This window comes from Novosphingobium sp. BL-52-GroH, from assembly GCF_044813085.1.
Taxonomy (GTDB): Bacteria; Pseudomonadota; Alphaproteobacteria; order Sphingomonadales; family Sphingomonadaceae; genus Novosphingobium.
In genome coordinates this window covers 1,700,967-1,717,165 of record NZ_CP171149.1, presented here as the reverse complement: position 1 = coordinate 1,717,165, position 16,199 = coordinate 1,700,967, and the positions used below count along the sequence as shown (strand labels likewise).

Annotated in this window: 13 protein-coding genes and 1 pseudogene; 8 read left to right on the top strand and 6 right to left on the bottom strand. The window is 67.3% G+C overall.

The features are described 5' to 3' along the window. Window positions 1-28 precede the first annotated feature (28 nt). The 3 genes and pseudogenes from ACFFDA_RS07405 to ACFFDA_RS07395 form a co-directional block, all read left to right on the top strand. A complete protein-coding gene (locus ACFFDA_RS07405; RefSeq protein WP_404477413.1) occupies window positions 29-415 on the top strand; it encodes a hypothetical protein in 387 nt (128 codons plus the stop codon). A 3-nt stretch (window positions 416-418) separates the two neighbouring features. Further along, on the top strand, window positions 419-1,189 hold the full coding sequence (locus ACFFDA_RS07400; protein WP_404477410.1) for an enoyl-CoA hydratase/isomerase family protein: 771 nt from the start codon (window positions 419-421) through the stop codon (window positions 1,187-1,189). Window positions 1,190-1,191: 2 nt separating this feature from the next. Next, window positions 1,192-1,575, top strand: a pseudogene (locus ACFFDA_RS07395) (flavin reductase family protein); the annotation flags it as partial. Between the two features lie 205 nt (window positions 1,576-1,780). Here ACFFDA_RS07395 and ACFFDA_RS07390 read toward each other — a convergent pair. Continuing rightward, window positions 1,781-2,758: a hypothetical protein gene (locus tag ACFFDA_RS07390; RefSeq protein WP_404477409.1), complete on the bottom strand. Its 978-nt coding sequence runs from the start codon at window positions 2,756-2,758 to the stop codon at window positions 1,781-1,783. 441 nt (window positions 2,759-3,199) lie between these two features. Between ACFFDA_RS07390 and ACFFDA_RS07385 the strand changes: the two genes are divergently transcribed. Continuing rightward, window positions 3,200-3,391, top strand: a complete 192-nt coding sequence (locus ACFFDA_RS07385) for a hypothetical protein (protein ID WP_404477407.1) — start codon at window positions 3,200-3,202, stop codon at window positions 3,389-3,391. Here the strand turns inward: ACFFDA_RS07385 and ACFFDA_RS07380 are convergent. The 5 genes from ACFFDA_RS07380 to ACFFDA_RS07360 all read right to left on the bottom strand — a co-directional run bounded on the left by ACFFDA_RS07380 (window position 3,378) and on the right by ACFFDA_RS07360 (window position 9,528). Next, window positions 3,378-4,241, bottom strand: coding sequence for a BadF/BadG/BcrA/BcrD ATPase family protein (locus ACFFDA_RS07380; RefSeq protein ID WP_404477405.1), 864 nt, complete (start codon window positions 4,239-4,241; stop codon window positions 3,378-3,380). The two genes, ACFFDA_RS07385 and ACFFDA_RS07380, sit on opposite strands and share 14 nt — an antisense overlap. Next, window positions 4,238-5,974: a D-lactate dehydrogenase gene (gene dld / locus ACFFDA_RS07375; protein WP_404477404.1), complete on the bottom strand. Its 1,737-nt coding sequence runs from the start codon at window positions 5,972-5,974 to the stop codon at window positions 4,238-4,240. The genes ACFFDA_RS07380 and dld overlap by 4 nt, the downstream gene beginning before the upstream one ends. A gap of 265 nt (window positions 5,975-6,239) precedes the next feature. Beyond that, a complete protein-coding gene (locus tag ACFFDA_RS07370; RefSeq protein ID WP_404477402.1) occupies window positions 6,240-7,304 on the bottom strand; it encodes a beta-N-acetylglucosaminidase domain-containing protein in 1,065 nt (354 codons plus the stop codon). Then, window positions 7,301-8,452, bottom strand: a complete 1,152-nt coding sequence (gene nagA / locus ACFFDA_RS07365; RefSeq protein ID WP_404477400.1) for an N-acetylglucosamine-6-phosphate deacetylase — start codon at window positions 8,450-8,452, stop codon at window positions 7,301-7,303. Before nagA ends, ACFFDA_RS07370 begins: the two co-directional genes overlap by 4 nt. Then, entirely contained in the window at window positions 8,449-9,528 is a 1,080-nt protein-coding gene (locus ACFFDA_RS07360) for an SIS domain-containing protein (RefSeq protein ID WP_404477397.1), read from the bottom strand. The genes nagA and ACFFDA_RS07360 overlap by 4 nt, the downstream gene beginning before the upstream one ends. A gap of 114 nt (window positions 9,529-9,642) precedes the next feature. On the opposite strand from ACFFDA_RS07360, the gene ACFFDA_RS07355 reads away from it, so the two are divergent. The 4 genes from ACFFDA_RS07355 (at window position 9,643) to ACFFDA_RS07340 (ending at window position 16,186) form a co-directional block, all read left to right on the top strand. Beyond that, window positions 9,643-10,509 carry a hypothetical protein gene (locus ACFFDA_RS07355; protein WP_404477395.1) on the top strand — a complete coding sequence of 289 codons (867 nt, stop codon included), beginning with the start codon at window positions 9,643-9,645 and terminating at the stop codon, window positions 10,507-10,509. Further along, a complete protein-coding gene (locus ACFFDA_RS07350; protein WP_404477394.1) occupies window positions 10,488-11,612 on the top strand; it encodes an anhydro-N-acetylmuramic acid kinase in 1,125 nt (374 codons plus the stop codon). The genes ACFFDA_RS07355 and ACFFDA_RS07350 overlap by 22 nt, the downstream gene beginning before the upstream one ends. A 134-nt stretch (window positions 11,613-11,746) precedes the next feature. After that, window positions 11,747-14,461 carry a TonB-dependent receptor plug domain-containing protein gene (locus tag ACFFDA_RS07345; RefSeq protein ID WP_404477392.1) on the top strand — a complete coding sequence of 905 codons (2,715 nt, stop codon included), beginning with the start codon at window positions 11,747-11,749 and terminating at the stop codon, window positions 14,459-14,461. A 159-nt stretch (window positions 14,462-14,620) separates the two neighbouring features. After that, window positions 14,621-16,186, top strand: a complete 1,566-nt coding sequence (locus tag ACFFDA_RS07340; protein ID WP_404477391.1) for a sodium:solute symporter — start codon at window positions 14,621-14,623, stop codon at window positions 16,184-16,186. Window positions 16,187-16,199 lie beyond the last annotated feature (13 nt).

Sequence of the window (16,199 nt, the reverse complement as noted above, 5' to 3'; positions counted from 1 at the left end):
TCGGCGCGGTTTCATCACGCCGACCTGGATGGCGCAAGTCGGAGCGAAGCGCGCGAAGGAATTTGCCTTCCTGCCGGGCAACAGCATAGACCGGGCAACTTCCTTCGAATGGGGCTGGGCAAACCATTGCGTTTTCGCGAACAGTCTCGTCGAAGCCGTCGAGGCACTCGCCTCGCGCATCGCTCTGGTTCCATCGGAGGTACTGCGGGTGAACAAGCTCTCGATCCATCGTGCGGCGGAAGCATCGGGCTTTCGCGCCACCACCTCGGGTATCGCCGAGCTGGACGCGCTGTGTCGCCTTGCGCCATCAGTGCTCGCCATTCGTGCGCGCATCGCCGATCAAAGTGTCAAGGCCGCGCTCGAGGACTACCGCGGACCATCATCAACAGCACTCATCAACAGTTTCAGGGAGTAGGCAGTGGCCGACGTCGAATTCACCGTTGAGGGCCATGTCGCCCATGTCCGGCTCAACCGCCCCCAGGGCCTCAACGCGATCACGCCGGAGATGGACGAGCTTCTCCTGGCCGCGTGGACAGAGATCAACGCCGATTCGGAAATCTGGGCGGTCATCCTGTCTGCCGCGGGCGAAAAGGGCTTCTGCATCGGCGCCGACGTTTCGGGGGGCGCCGAGCGCAACTCGCGCATGGCGCTGGGCGGAGGCCTGACCGGCATCGGCGGCCCGCTGGTCACCTGCAAGAAGCCGATGGTCGCCGCCGTCCAGGGGTTCTGCGTCGGCGGGGGTTTCGAACTCGCCATGTGCGCCGACATCATCGTGGCAGCAGATACGGCGCAATTCGGCCTGCCCGAGACAAAGGTGGGCATCATCGGCGAATGCGGCGTCGTCCACCGTGCGATCCGGCAGTTGCCTTATCACATTGCCATGCAACTGATCCTGACCGGCGATCGGATCAAGGCCGACGAGGCCCGCCACTATGGCCTGGTCAACGAGGTCGTCCCCTACGACAAGCTGGCGGAGGCCGCGGCGGTCTGGGCCGCCAGGCTCAACGCCGCGTCGCCGCTTGCGGTCCAGGCCGCCAAGGCGGCAGCACTCGGCCGGCTCGGCCACCCGCTGGAAGTCGCCCTGATGACCCGCTTCGAACCGATCGAGGAATACGCGGCGAGCGAGGACAAGAAGGAAGGCGAACGCGCAGCAAGAGACCGTCGCAAGCCCGTATGGGCTGGCCGGTGACCATGAAGCTGGACCCGGCGATCGTCGGCGCGGCCTACCGCCGCGTTCGCGGGCACTACCCGACGGACGTGTGCGTGGTGCCGGCCACCCTGCCTGACGGCCGGCGCGCGGGCATGGTCGTGGGCTAGTTCACGTCGGTATCGCTATCGCCGCCGCCGGTGGGATTTTTCCCGGACATGTCCTCGAACAGTTGGCCGCAGATCGAAAGCGCGGGGAAATTCTGCGTCAACATTCTCGGCCGTGACCAGAACGGCCTTTGCCGGCGCTTGTCCGCCAAGGGCGAAGACAATTTCGCAGGCCTGAGCCCCCGGGTTTCGGCAAACGGCTCGCCGGTGCTCGACGATGTCCTGGCGTGGATCGACTGCACGTTGGAAAAGGTTCACGAACCCCTGACGTCGTTTCAGCAAGGCCCCAATCGCGAAGGTTTCGGCGGGGCTTGAGGAAGCTCTTTGACCGGTGCGCTGGAAATCGCCCATTATTGGGGTGATGCCCAATAATGGGCATTCTCATAAGGTCCGATTGATCAGACGGAAGGGCGGCCCATGAATGGACCGCCCTCCAGAATTATTCAGTATGTGCTCGATGATGCGGTCAGGTGCCGGCGCTTCCAACAAGCCCCGTGAGCGGCGAGAGCAGCGAACCAACATCCGCACCGCCGCCCGACACGCCGCCGAGCAGGCCGCCGACCACGCCTGTCACCGGCGCGAGCACCGATCCCGCGGTCCCGCCCGAGCCGACGCCGCCGACCACCTGGCCGAGCGTGCCGTTCACCGCATCGAGAACCGGCGAGACGACCGCGTCGACCGCACCCGTCACCGGGGCCACCACTGGCGCCAGACCGTTCGTCACTTGCGTGACGCCCGCCCCGACCTGCTGGCCGAGCAGCGCTCCGGCAAGGTTGCCCACGGGTGCCAGCCCTTGCGCAACGCCTGCCGCCGTCGTCGGCAGCGTCACGTCGAGCACGTTGCCGTCGGCAAGCACGTCGGCCGTCACCAACTGTCCCGAGACGAGGCCCGGATTGTTCGACAGCACGTTGACCCCGGCGAGAGTCCCGCTGGTGCTGGGACCGGTCAGGACATTGTTGCCCAGGTCCACTCCCAGGAGCGGGCCGGTGTAGGTCGGCGCCGGTCCGGCGCCGGTCCCCGGCAGGCTGCCGGTGATCCCGTCGACGAGACCGCCGAGCTGGCCGGTGACCGGGGCGAGCAGTCCGCCTTGCCCGACCACCGGGGCCAGCACGGCATCCACCGTGGCCAGCAGCGGCGTCGTCACCTGGCTGACGGTGGAGGTCACCCCGGCCACCGTGGGAGCCAGCCCGTTGGTGACCTGGGTGACGGTCCCGCCGACCTGGCTGCCGAGCAGGGCACCGGCGAGCGAGCCCACCGGAGCAAGCGCTTCCTGCGTCTGCGCCGTCGTGGTCGGCAGGGCGACGTTCACCACATGGACGTCGCCGGTCAGGACGTCGACCGCGATGCCGCCGCCATTGGCCGTGGTCGTGCCCGGTGCGACGTTGACGTCGATCAGCGTACCCGAGCCGCTCGGACCCAGGATCGGCGTCCCACCGATGGTCACGCCCGCAACCGGGCCGGTGATGTTCGTCGGGCCTGCAGGACCGGTAGGGCCCGTAGGGCCCGTAGGTCCAGTCGGACCACCCGGGCCAGTCGGACCCGTGGGCCCCGTCGGCCCGGTTGGGCCCGTAGGCCCCGTAGGACCGGTGGGTCCCGTGGGCCCGGAAGGGTCCCCTCCGCCAATGCCCGGACGGAACCCGACGCCATCGGCGCAGGCACCGAGCAGCAGCAGGGGAATGGTTGTCGCGCACAGCAGCGCCTGCGTGGCCGACTGGCGCGGTTTGCTGACCGGCATCTCGTTGTCCTCCGTGAAAAGCCTCATGCGCAAAGCGTTAGGCTCATCCAGGCGAGCTTGGTGTGGCCATAAGCAGCCACCTTGGCCCTGTGCCGGGCAAGGCCCCGTGCTGCGATGTCGAGGAACATGGAAGGCGGACGACCGAACGAAGTGGCGCTGGATATCGAGGCGCAATTCGCGCGCAAGACGCAGGGAAACCTCGCCCGTCCAGGCGCAAAGGGCTTCGGTGCATACGCAAAGTCCACGGGGCCGCCGGATTGCAGTCATGCAACCACGTCGGCGGCGATTGCCGGGCCCGCCAATATCGGCGGGCCGCTGACCCATGGTTTCAGTCCGGTTTGAAACCGGCGAGCCGCAGCGCGCCGTCCAGCGAATCGCCCAGCGGCGGGCTCAGGCGCTCGACGGTGCGCGAGCGCAGCCACAAGCTCATGCGTGGAGCAAGGCCGCCGACGAGCGTGCAGCGCGTGGCGCCGCGCTCGAAAATCGTCTCGATGAAGCGCTCGATGTGGCCGGCCGCGTGCTCGACGATCGAGCGGGCGATGGCGTCGTCGGCCTCGGCGTAGTCCATCACCAGCGGTGCGAAGGTCCCGTAGTCACGCGGGGTGGCATGATCCATCCAGGCAATCGCCTGCGCGGTGTCGTGGCCGAAGCGCTCGGTCACGGCTGCGCTAAGCGGCGTCTTGCGGGTACGCCCGTCCAGTGCACGCAAGGCGTGGCGCATCGCGGAAAGGCCCAGCGCGGCCCCGCTGCCTTCGTCCGAGATCGGGAAGCCGTAGCCGCCGATGGTGAAGTCCCGCCCGTCGAGCCGGACTTGCGCGGCGCTGCCGGTGCCGATGATGAGGATCGCGCCATCCTGCCCCGCATGCGCGCCAAGATTCGCGATCAGTGCGTCGGTGGAATAGTTTACCGACGCGAAGCCGAAGTCCAGTTCGGCCAGCGCCTCGCGCACGCCGGGACGGGTGATCCCGGCAATGCCCATGCCGGCATGGACGGTGGCCCGCTGCCCGGTGGTGAGACCCGCCTCGGCCACGGCCTGATCGGCGGTATCGAGCAGCGTTTCGTACAGCGCCTCCATGCCGATCCGCGCGTTCGCGGTGCCGGACTTGCCATGGCCGATCACGGTGCCCGCAGCGTCGACCAGCCTGGCGCGGCAATTGCTGCCGCCTGCATCGATGCCGAGGTAATAGGTCATGGGTAGTCTCCGTGGGCCGCTGCGGGGGGTGAGGCGGATAGGTTCGCCGAGCCGGCCATGGCCCAGTCCCGCGACCGCGCGGTATGGCCGATACCGGGGTTGAGTTGGTTGCGCGGGTCGATGCTGCGATAGAACTCCGCCAGCGAAGGCTTCGCGACATAGAGGTGCCCGACGTTGTGCTCGGCCGGATATTGCGCGCCGCGTGCGTCGAGCAGCTCCCACAAGGCGTGTTCGAAGGCGAGCGGGTCGGTGCCCTTGCGCACGATGTAATCCTGGTGGAACACTTGGCAGAAGAAGTGCCCGTAGTAGAGCGCGTGGATCGTGCAGGCCTCCAGCTCGGCGGGCAGCGTTTCGAGCCATTCGCGGGTATTGCGCGGTAGCGCCACGTCGAGCGCGACGATGTCCTCCACCTCGGCCCTATGGACGGCGCGATACCGCACCGCTGCGCCCGCCGCGACGAAGCGGTGGAGGAAGGCTTTGGCGGCTTCTCCGGCAGTGCATTCGAAGTGATCGCCGATCTCGCCGCCCGGGAACAGCCTCGCCAGCAGCGCGCGGGCGGCCTCGACCTGATCGCGCGGCACCTTCAGGATGAGGTGATGGGCGAAGCGATCGCGGTACTCGCGCATGAGTTCGGGCAGGTGGTCGGGAATGAAGCGGCTCGACCACTGCATCAGGCGGTCGCTGAGACCTCCGCCAAGCATAGCGTCGAAGCGGGACTTGGCGGCGAAGAGTGCGGGCAGCCGGTCGGTGCCGAGCCGCTCGATCGCCCAGAACATGTCGCGACCGTAGCGGTCGGCGACATCGAAGGCGGTGCGGTGCATGTATTCGCCCGCAATCGGCAGCGTGTCGAAATCGCGCAGCATCGTGCGGCGCAAGTCGGTCAGGAGGTCGGGTACGTCGGTGCCGATGTAGAAGGTGGTGGTCTCGTCTTCGCGCGCGAAAGTGTCGAGGCGCACGGCGAAGACGATCAGCTTGCCGGCGCTTCCGGCCGCTTCGAACAGGCACCGCGGATCAGCGTTGAAACGCGCCGGCACGTCGCTGTCGATGTCGCGGACGTGCTGGGCGTAGCTGTGGTCGTGGGCCCACCTGTCATCGGCGGTATCGATGTCGGCCTCGGTGAAGTGCCCGGTCTCGAGGCGTGCAAGGATGGTTTCGGGGTCCTCGCCCAGCGTTATGCCGAGGTGGTTGACGAGGCGCAAGGTGCCGTCCGGCATGACTTCGCCGAACAGCGCGAGCTGCGTGTAGGCCGGGCCGCGCCGGATCAGCGAGCCGCCCGAATTGTTGCACACGCCCCCCACCACCGAGGCGCCGAGGCACGACGAGCCGATCACCGAATGCGGTTCCCGGCCGTAGGGACGCAGCGCCTGTTCGAGCCGGTATAGCGTGGTGCCCGGCAGGCACAGCACCTGTTCGCCCTTGCGAATGACCCGCAGCCCGTCGAGCCGCGTAGTGCTGATGATGACGAGGCCGCCGGGATAGTTCGCGCCGTCAGGCGTCGAACCTCCGGTCAGGCCAGTGTTCGAGGCCTGCATGATGATCGATACGTCCGCCGCCACGCAGGCCTGCGCCGCCCGCCAAAGTTCCACGAGGCTGCCGGGACGCACCACCGCGATCGCCGGGCCTTCACCCGTGCGATAGCCCTTGCGGAAGCGAGCCGTAGCGCGTGGGTTCGTCAGCACATGGCGCCTGCCCACGGCGACGCGTAGCGAGGTGAGGAGCGCGGCGTGGGTCATCGCGACGAGACGTTTCCTTTCGACCGCCCGCCGTCACCCCGGGCTGGCTTCAGGTTCCATCGCGCCGCGGACGTGGTGTTTCCGGCCATGGACCGCGTTCTCGGCATTGCGCCACGAACGGTCGGTTGCAACCGGCCGATGGACCCTGAAGCCAGCCCAGGGTGACGTGTCCGGAAGAAGGCCGATGCGCGGCCACCAGGGTCCCCGTTCGCAGGCAGCGCTGCCCCCGGCGCCGTCACCACGCCCATGATGACAGGAAAGGTTCTCACTGCGTCTGGACCTCGTCGTCGGTCATCAGGTCGGCGCCGTCGAGCCAGGTCACGATCTCCCGCGCTGCGGGATGGTCGATGCCGGCGTAACGGGCGCGCAGGCGCTCGGTCCTGGCTCCGAGACGTTCGTAGCCCACGTCCTGAAGGGCGGGAAGGTCCTGCTGCAACATGACCGCGAATTCATCTCCGAGCAGGTGCCTCGCCGCCTCGCCGAACGCCGCACCATAGGCGTAGTCGTCGCCTGCACGGTAGGCCATCGGCAACGTCAGCGCGGGAATGCAGCCCAGATGCGCCTGGATCGCCGGGTTGATCGCATGGCCAGAGACGTGCGCGCCGATCGCGGCCGGACGGCCAGTGAACGCCCGCAAGTGCAGGAACCGCGACATGCGGGCGCCGTCATTGACCGGATAGTTGTCCCACAGGCACACCGGACGTCCGAGATCGCCGGCCACCCGCGCCAGATGCGCCGGCCCGATCTCGCGCGAGCACACTTCCTCGCCAGTCCAGTAGACCTGAACCGCCGGGTCAAGCAGCCGGCCCAGTTCGCCGAGGTAATCGCGGGGCCTGTCGCCGAACACCAGGTCGAGCACCGGATCGTCGGAATAGTAGGTCGGGCAGGTATAGATGCGGGTGGCCCGCGTCAGCCCGGCGCAGAAGTTCACCACCTCGGCCTGCCGGGCTGCCAGTTCGGGCATGTCGCCGCGCAAGTCGTCGAACAGCACGGCAAGATCGTCGATGCCGATCGCGTCGAGGTCCGCAACCCGTCGCGCCAGATCGGCGCGTGCGGTGGCGTCGAAGGGGTGCGTCGATCCCACCGGCGTGATCGCCATGCCGAAGCGCATCCCGGCGGCGCGGCACTCGGCCGAAAGGCGCATCAGCACCGCTATCCGCGCCGGCTCATGCCCGGTGCGCCATTCCCGACGCAGCGGGCGGTCGGCCTTGGGGCCGTAGTGGTAGAAGGCATAGCCTGCCGCCGCAAGCGTGCGCACCACGTAAAGGCGTTCGGTCTCGCTCCAGACGCGGCCGAAGCGTCCCTCGATCAGTCCCAGTTCGGGCGTCATTCGCGATGGTCCTCGCGCGCGCCGCCGATCCAGGTGGCGTGGACTTCGCGCGCATCGTCGAGATGGACGAGATCGGCCCGGAGGCCCGGTGCAATCGTGCCGGTCTCGTTGTCGAGTCCCAGGAACTTCGCCGGGTTCCCGCTCGCCATGCGCGAGGCGGCGACGATATCGCAGCCCAGCATGTCCATCGCATTGCGCAGGCTGAGCGCCATGGTGAGTGCAGAGCCCGCCAAAGTCCCGTCCGGCCCGCGGCAGGTCCCGTCGACCACGGCGATATCCTGTCCCATCAGCGTGAAGCGGCTGGTCCGCCCGCCAACCGGCGGCATAGCATCGGTGACCAGCATCGCGCCTTCGATCCCGCGCGCCAGCAGAGCGACGCGCAAGGCGGCAGGATGAACGTGCAACCCGTCGACGATCAGGCCGAAATGGCTGGCGCGGTCTTCCAGCGCCGCGCCGACCATGCCGGGATCGCGACTAAGGAACTGGGTCATCGCGTTGAACAAGTGCGTGAAGCCGACCAGCCCCTCGGCCAGCGCCGCGCGGGTCTGGTCGTAGTCGGCCAGGCTGTGCCCGGCGCAGACCAGCACTCCGGCCTCGGCCAATGCGCGCACCGTGCCCGGGGGCGCCAGTTCCGGAGCGATGGTGACGATCCGGCGACCGATGGTAGGCGCGGTGAGCCGCGCGACGACGGCTTCGTCGATTCCGGTGAAGCGGCTCTGGTCGTGGATGCCCTTCTTGGCCGCGTTGAGGTGCGGACCCTCGATGTGGACGCCCAGTACGCCGGGGACCCCTGCCACAAGGGCAGCCTCGCCCGCCTCGATTGCCGCCTCGACGACCTGCGGGTAGTCGCTGATGAGCGTGGGCAGCAGGCCGGTGGTGCCGTAGCGACGATGCGCGGCGGCGATGGCGCGGATGCCCTCGATATTGGGCATGTCGTTGAACAATACGTCGCCGCCGCCATTCACCTGGGTATCGATGAAGCCCGGCAGCAGCCAGCCACCGTCGAGTTGCTGGGTATCGCAGCCTTCCGGCAGCGTGTCCGGCTTGAGGACACCGACGATGCGTGCTCCGTCGAGGAGCAGCGCCTGTCCTTCGACGATGCGATCCGCCAGCACGATCCGCGCTCCGATGAGAGCCTGAAGGGTCATAGCGTGCGCGTTACCTTGTTGAGATGCGGCGGGGCATCGGGATTGCGACCGCGCGCCAGCGAGAGCGCATTGGCGAGGCCGTAGAAGCTCTGGATCTGGGCGATCGCTCCCAGGACCGGGTGAACGTCGGTGCGCGACGGCAGCACCAGCCCGGCGGGGACCACGTCCTCCGCCCTGCCGGAGGCAATGACCCTGGCCCCACGTGCGGCGAAGTCTTCCAGGCGATCGCGAAGGCCGGTGCGCGCGACGTCGAGCGGCGCAAGCGCCAGCACCGGGTCGCCCTTGCCTACCAGCGTCATCGGCCCGTGCGCGACTTCGGCGCTACTGAAGGCTTCGGCGTGCAGGCTCGATGTCTCCTTCAGCTTGAGCGCAGCCTCGCCGGCGATCGGCAGGGTCGGGCCGCGCCCGAGCACGAGCATTTCGCTGGCATCGCGCAACAGATCCACCGCTTCCGTCCAATCCGCCGACGCGGCCGCTTCTAGGACCTCGCCCGTGGTTTCCAGCGCTGCGAGCAATTCCGCGTCCTGGCTCCATTCGGCGACGAGATGAGTCAGCGCGACGAGGGTGCACACGAAGCTCTTGGTCGCCGCTACGCTGGTTTCGGTGCCGGCGTGGACGGGGATGACGATCTCCGCCAGCTCGGCCAGCGGCGACTCGACTTCGTTGACGACCGCGATGACGATGGCGCCCCTGCCACGGGCGTCCTCGGCGGCTGCCAGCAGGTCGGGGCTGCGGCCCGACTGCGAGATCGCGATCAGCGGCACTTCGCGGAAGTTCGCGGACGTCGCATGATAGAGCGAGCCCACCGAAGGCGCCTGACTGAGCGTCGGCACTCCAGCTCGGGTCTCCAGCAGGAACTTGGCGAAAGCCGCGGCCTGGTCCGAACTTCCGCGCGCCAGCGTAGCGGCGAAAGGCGGCGCAAGTGCGCGAAGGCGACGCCCTGCCTCGCGGACGAGATCGGCGTTGCGGCGCAGTTGCTCGACGCAACGCGCAGGGGCCTCGCGGGCTTCCCGCGCCATCTGGGTTTGCGCCTTGTCGGCATGCGCCAGGGGCGGCTTTGGTGTCGTCAATGTCATGCCCGGGACAGATACCAGTTTCGAATTTTGGCACAAGTGGCATTAAAGTGGTTTTGTTTTTGTAGCATGTGATGATACCTGTTTCGCCGACAGGGTAGCACAAGGGAGAACCCCATGCTCACAATCAACATCGCCGCGTCCGACGCTCCGGGCGACGTCAACGAAGACGCAGTCGGTCATTACGGTAACGCCGCCTGGGTGATCGACGGGGCGACCGGGATCGGTGGCGCCTTGGTCGAAGCGCCGAGCGACGCCGCGTGGCTGGCCAGCACCGCGAACCGGCTGCTCGCCGAAGTCCTGGCACAAAGCCCCGTACTTCCCACCGTCGAGGTCCTGCGCACCGTCATGGCACGCTGCGCACAAGCGCTGGAGCGCGACGCCGTCCGACCGGCAACGGGAGCGCACGAACTGCCTTCGGCCGCTTTCGCGATGGTCCGCATCATCGACGGCATGGCCGAATTCACGACGCTGGCCGACTGCCGCGTCGCCACCATCGACGCGACGGGCGGCGAGATGGGAGAGGCCAGGCTTTTCGGCGTTTCCTCGCACGAGGCGATCGAAGCCGCTACGCTGGAAGCAGCCAGAGGCCTGCTCGACGCCGACCCGGAAATCACGCCCGAGGCGCTCAAGGCTGCGCTCCTGCCTCGCCTACGCGCCAACCGGGAACAGATGAACCGCGAGGGCGGCTACTGGGTCCTCGGCACCGAACCGGCGGCGGCGGACCACATCTGGCAGATGACGATGCCGGTACGGCCTGGCCAGCGCTTCGCCGTTGCGAGCGACGGCTTCCTGCGCCTGGTCGAGTTGTTCGAGGCGGCACGACCGAGCGAGTTGCTCTCGATCGCCACGCCCGACGACTGGACGAACTGGTTGGAGCGCCTGCGCGATCTCGAACGCAAGCCCGATTCGCTGCACCGCTACACGCGGGTCAAACGGCACGACGACGCTAGCTTCGTCGCATGCACCTGGGACGCGGCGTGATGCTCGTCATGGGCTTCATGAGCGGGACCTCGCTGGACGGCGTCGACGTTGCCCTGCTGGAAACCGACGGCGAACGAATCGACGCTTTCGGCCCGTGCGCGATGGTCGCCTTCTCTGCCGCCGAACGCGCGGCGATCGAGCGGGCCACCGAGGACGCGCTGGCGTGGAACGGCTTCGGCGCGACACCTGCATCCTTCGCGGCCGCTGCCGGGGTGATCGAGAGCGCGCACGTCCGCGCCGGGCAAGCCGCCATCGCCCAGGCCGGACGAATTCCGGGCCTCGTCGGCTTCCACGGCCAGACCCTGCTTCACCGGCCGGAACGGCAGCTCTCGGTGCAGATCGGCGATCCGCAGGCTATCGCGGATGGCTTGCGCATCCCCGTAGTCGCGCAAATGCGGCAGGACGACCTGCTCGCCGGCGGCCAGGGCGCGCCGCTGGTCCCGGCCTATCACGCCGCGCTGGCGGAGCGGATCGGGCTCGAGAGGCCGGTCGCGTTCCTCAACGTGGGCGGCGTAGCGAACCTCACCTGGATTGGCGAGGACGGATCGCTGGTCGCCTTCGACACCGGCCCGGGCAATGGCCTGATCGACCAGGTCGTGCAGGCGCACGGCCAGGGCCAGTACGACGACGGCGGGCGCTTCGCGGCAGCTGGTGCGGTCGATCCGCAAGTCCTTGCCGGGCTGCTTTCGCACCCACATTTCCGGGGAGAAGGGCCCAAGTCGCTTGACCGCTACGACTTTCCGCTCGAATGGGCCGACGCCTGTTCGCTGGAGGACGCGGCGGCGACGTTGACGGCTTTCACGGCAGCATCCGTCGCACTGACGGCGCAGGCCCTGCCCAGGCCGCCGAAGGTCTGGATCGTCTGCGGCGGTGGGAGTCACAACCCCACGCTGATGACCGCCCTGCGTGACCTGCTCGGCGATTGCCGCACGGCGGACGAGATGGCCTTGCGTGGCGATTTCGTCGAGGCCGAGGCCATGGCCTTCCTCGCGGCGCGCAGCCTGCGCGGGTTGCCGCTGACGTTCCCCGGCACCACCGGGGTAGACCGCCCGATGACCGGCGGCACGATCTGGCACCCGAGCAGGATTGTTGAATTGGTCTGATACCACATCTTTACAAGTCAATGACAGGTATGCATACGTCCTGCAGCCCACAAGGTCATACCGTCGAGTCTTCGGGTCGCACCAGAACGACACAGGATCTGGGTTCAGGGAAATGGAAAAGTGAGGAATTCCTAATGGTTAAGTCACATCGACAGGCCGTGGCCTTGGCAGCGCTCGCCATCGCTCTCGCACAGGCACCCAGCGCTTTCGCCCAATCCGATTCGGCTCCCGCCGATGACACGGCCGCCGGCAACGACATCGTCGTCACCGGCACGCGCATCAAGGTGCCCGGACTCACTTCCAGCAGCCCCGTCGCCTCGACCAGCGAGGAGCAGATCAAGCTCCAGTCGGCGCTTACCGTCGAGGACTTCTCGACCAAGATTCCCCAGCTTTCCGGCGGCGTTCGCCAAGGTTCGCAAGGCAGCGACGCCTTCGGCGCGCAAGTCCTCGAACTGCGCAACTTCGGTCAGAGCCGCACCCTCGTCCTGGTCGACGGCACCCGCGGCGCCCCGTTCGGCTTCCGCAACTCGGTCGACGTAAGCTCGCTCCCCGCCTCGCTCATCAAGCGCGTCGACGTCCTCACCGGCGGCGCCGCCGCGGTCTACGGTGCCGATGCCGTGGCGGGCGTGGTCAACTTCGTGCTCAACGACGACTACGAAGGCGTGCGCGGCACTGCCGCCGCGCGCCTGTCGGAGCATGGCGGCGCCCAGTATGGCGGTTCGCTGATGGTCGGCAGCGGCCTTGGCGACAAGGGCCACATCGTCGTCGCCCTCGACTATACCCAGCGCGACATGATCCGCGCCGGCCAGCGCGATTGGGCTGCGACGCCGAACTCGACGATCCCGAGCACCGGCGGCGTCTACACCGACGTCGCGAGCGGCAACACGTTCGGTTTCACCGACGGCGGCGCCTTCACGGAGTCGCCGACCTCCACCTCGAACGTCAGCAGCCGCTACCCGCTGGTCTCGGGCCTCAAGCGCATCAACGCCGCTGCCCTGTTCAAGTACGAAATCTCGCCCGCCATCGAAGTCTACGGCCGCGCGATGTTCACCAACATGAAGTCGGTCGAGACCGGCACCGTCGGCGCCACCCCCGTTTCGCTCAGCCGCACCGTCGCGGTCAGCCAGAGCAACCCCTACCTCACCGACGACATCCGCAACCAGCTCACGTTCGTGAACGGGTCGGCGCAGGTCAACGTGGTGCGCTCGCTCGACGAGATCATCATGTACCATACCGAGCGCAACACCATGCAGGTCCAGACCGGCCTGCGCGGCGCGGTGACCGATGCGGTGAACTGGAACGTCTATGCCCAGTACGGCCGCTCCACCGAGAGCACCAAGGTCACCGGCGACGGCCTGGTAACCAGCTCGACCGGCGCCAACAACTTCGCCGCGCTCGCCACCAGCGGTGACATCTTCTCCAGCGAAGGTCTCATCAACGGGCTGATCAGCGATATCACCGGCTTCGACCGCAAGCGCGATCAGTTCGTCACTGCCGCCACTCTCAGCGGCACGCTGGAGGAGCTGTTCTCGCTCCCCGCCGGCCCGATCGGCTTTGCCGGCGGCGTCGAGTACCGCCGCGAGACCGCCAGCATCGGTCAGGATACCGCGCTGCTGACCGGCAATACCTACAAGGAAGGCGTGCAGGCCGCCTACAAGGGCAAGTTCGACGTCGTCGAGCTTTACGGCGAAGTCCTGATCCCGGTCCTGCACGACCTGCCGCTGATCCAGAAGCTCGACCTTGGCGGCGCCTACCGCTTGTCCAAGTACGACCTGTGGGGCACCCACGGGACCTGGAAGGTCGAGGCGAACTGGAAGGTCGACAACAACGTCCGTCTGCGCGGCACCTACCAGCGCGTCCTGCGCACGCCAAACTTCGGCGAGTTCGCCGGCACCACCTCGTCGCTGCCGTTCAGCAGCCTGGTCACCGTCGACCGCCTCAAGCCCCGCTACGGTGGCGATCCTTGCGTGCTGGGCACGGGCGACGCCGCCCAGTGCGCCCGCTTCGGCGCCCCGGCAGTCGGTTCGGCCAACTCTACTTCGGCCGGCTACCTGACTGGCAACTACTATTACGGCGGTAATGCTGACCTCAAGCCCGAGACCGGCTACACCACCACCGTCGGCACGGTCATCACGCCCACGTTCCTGCCGGGCCTGAACGTCACGGTCGACTGGTACGAGCTGGACCTCAAGGGCGCCGTCGGCGTGATCCAGCCCATCGCCGCGATCACCAGCTGCTACATCACCAACCCGACCGCCGGCAATCCGCTGTGCGCGCTAGTGACCCGCAATTCGGACGGCACCTTCAAGGACGCCTACGTCAACAACCAGAACCTGGGCCGCCTGCTTCAGCGCGGCCTCGACATCGGCGCCACCTACACCCTGCGCCAGGACTGGATTCCGGGCGAAGGCCTGCGCTTCAGCTACCAGGGCAACATCGTCACCTCGTACAAGATCCAGGCCAACGCCACGGTCGCCGCGATCCAGTGCAAGGGGACCTTCGGCGCCACCTGCTCAAGCGACGGAACCACCCTCGTCCAGCCCGACTACCGCCACACCGCCGGCGTTTCCTGGCTGTTCGGCAAGGGCCTGATCCAGTTCGACTGGCAGCGCATCGGCAAGGTCAAGTCGAGCGCGGCGGGTTCGACCGAGACGATCTCGGCCCAGAACACCTTCGACCTGTCGGCGTCCTACGACTTCACCGACAACGTCACGATGAACGCAGGCGTCTACAACCTGTTCGACAAGAATCCCCCCAGCGTGTCGACCGGAGGCGTGTTCAACACCTTCCCCGACACGTACGACATCCTCGGACGCACGTTCGGCTTCTCGCTGACCGCGCACATCTGAGGACGTCACCCCCTGCGTAGCGTCCGGCCCGTCATCCTCCTCCGACGGACCGGGCGCTCGCTTCTTATTTTGACGCATACGCGGCTGGAGCCCATCCCGATCAGGCCCCCCAGGTTTGACAGGCCGGGTGTTTCGCGTGGCTGACAGGAGACAATCGCGATGATGCTGCCGTTCTCCCTGGCGGACTGGCTTGTGATCGCCGCCTACCTGCTCCTCCTCGTCGCGGGAGGCTGGATCTTCACGCCGCGCAAGACTGAAACCGCGAACGACTATTTCCTTGCCGGCGGCAACGTGCCCGCTTGGCTCGCGGCGATCTCGGTGCTGTCGGCGACGCAATCCGCCGCCACGTTCCTCGGCGGCCCTGACTACGGCTACCACGGCGATCTCACGTACCTCTCCGGCAACATCGGCGGGCTGATAGGCGCGATCTTCGTCGCCCACGTCATGATCCCGCGCTTCTACGCGATCAAGGCGACCACCGCCTACGAGCTGCTGACCTTGCGCTTCAGCGAGAAGGCGACGCGCTGGGCGGGCGGCATGTTCCTCGTCGGCCGCGTCTTTGCCGGCGGGGCGCGCGTCTACCTCGCGGCGATCGCGCTGGCGATGGTCATTACCGGCAGCGTCGAGGCACAAGGCATCATGATCGCGGCGGCGGTGCTGGTGGTGGCGAGCGTAATGTTCACGTTCGTCGGCGGTCTCAAGTCGGTATTGTGGAACGACCTCATCCAGTTCGTCGTCTACCTCGGCTCGGCCGTCGCGGTGCTGGTGTTCCTGCGCCTGTCGATCCCGGCTTCCACCGGCGACATCATCGCCGGGCTTTCCAACACACCCGAAGGCATCGACAAGCTCAAGGTCTTCGACTTCTCGTTCGACCTGTCGCGCCCGTTTTCGATGCTGGCGATCGTCACCGGCCTCGCGCTGCTCTACATCGCCAACGCCGGCATGGACCAGGACACCACGCAGCGCCTGCTTTCGTGCAAGGACGCCAAGACCGGCGCCCGCAGCCTCTACCTTTCGGTGCTGGCGACCGTGCCGGTGGTGGGCATGTTCATCGTCATCGGCCTGCTGCTCTACGTCTTCTACGATCGCCCCGACCTGATGGGCGGCGCCACCGCCGAGGCCGGCAACCAGTTCGGCGGTGAGAAGATCTCGATCTTCATGCACTACATCCTCACACAGCTTCCGGGCGGCCTGCGCGGCCTCGTGACCGTAGGCATCTGCGCGGCTGCGGTGGCGACCACCAACTCGGCGCTGAACGCGATGTCCTCGGTGCTGGTGCAGGACTTCTACCGCCCCTGGCGCGAAAAGCGCGGCACCCCGCCTGAGCACCACTACGTCCAGGCAGGTCGCGCCGGCATGGGCGTGATCGGTTTCGCGATGTTCGTGATGGCAGTGGTCTCGTTCTACTGGCAGCGCTATTCGAGCATGGGCCTGCTGGAGTTCGCGCTGCAGGTGATGGTGTTCACCTATGCCGGGCTGCTGGGCGTCTATTTCACCGCGCTGTTCACCGGGCGCGGGACAACGGGGTCGGTCATCGCCGCGCTGCTCGTCGGCTTCGTGACGATCCTGCTGCTGCAGCCGGGCATCGCCCACGCCATCGGCTTGCCGACCATCCTTAACGGACTCTCGTTCCCCTTCCAGTTGTGCATCGGCACCGTCGTCGCCTTCGTCGTCTGCGCCGCGCCCGCAGGCTCGGGGAAACTGATGATCTCGGCCAAGAATTGAGTGACAAGGGATA

What these genes read in the sequence shown, in the direction of transcription:
- ACFFDA_RS07405 (WP_404477413.1), top strand. Translation starts at nt 29, where the DNA reads ATGGCGCAAGTCGGAGCGAAGCGCGCGAAGGAATTTGCCTTCCTGCCG.
- ACFFDA_RS07380 (WP_404477405.1), bottom strand. Translation starts at nt 4,241, where the DNA reads ATGACCTATTACCTCGGCATCGATGCAGGCGGCAGCAATTGCCGCGCC.
- dld (WP_404477404.1), bottom strand. Translation starts at nt 5,974, where the DNA reads ATGACCCACGCCGCGCTCCTCACCTCGCTACGCGTCGCCGTGGGCAGG.
- ACFFDA_RS07370 (WP_404477402.1), bottom strand. Translation starts at nt 7,304, where the DNA reads ATGACGCCCGAACTGGGACTGATCGAGGGACGCTTCGGCCGCGTCTGG.
- nagA (WP_404477400.1), bottom strand. Translation starts at nt 8,452, where the DNA reads ATGACCCTTCAGGCTCTCATCGGAGCGCGGATCGTGCTGGCGGATCGC.
- ACFFDA_RS07360 (WP_404477397.1), bottom strand. Translation starts at nt 9,528, where the DNA reads ATGACATTGACGACACCAAAGCCGCCCCTGGCGCATGCCGACAAGGCG.
- ACFFDA_RS07355 (WP_404477395.1), top strand. Translation starts at nt 9,643, where the DNA reads ATGCTCACAATCAACATCGCCGCGTCCGACGCTCCGGGCGACGTCAAC.
- ACFFDA_RS07350 (WP_404477394.1), top strand. Translation starts at nt 10,488, where the DNA reads ATGCACCTGGGACGCGGCGTGATGCTCGTCATGGGCTTCATGAGCGGG.
- ACFFDA_RS07345 (WP_404477392.1), top strand. Translation starts at nt 11,747, where the DNA reads ATGGTTAAGTCACATCGACAGGCCGTGGCCTTGGCAGCGCTCGCCATC.
- ACFFDA_RS07340 (WP_404477391.1), top strand. Translation starts at nt 14,621, where the DNA reads ATGATGCTGCCGTTCTCCCTGGCGGACTGGCTTGTGATCGCCGCCTAC.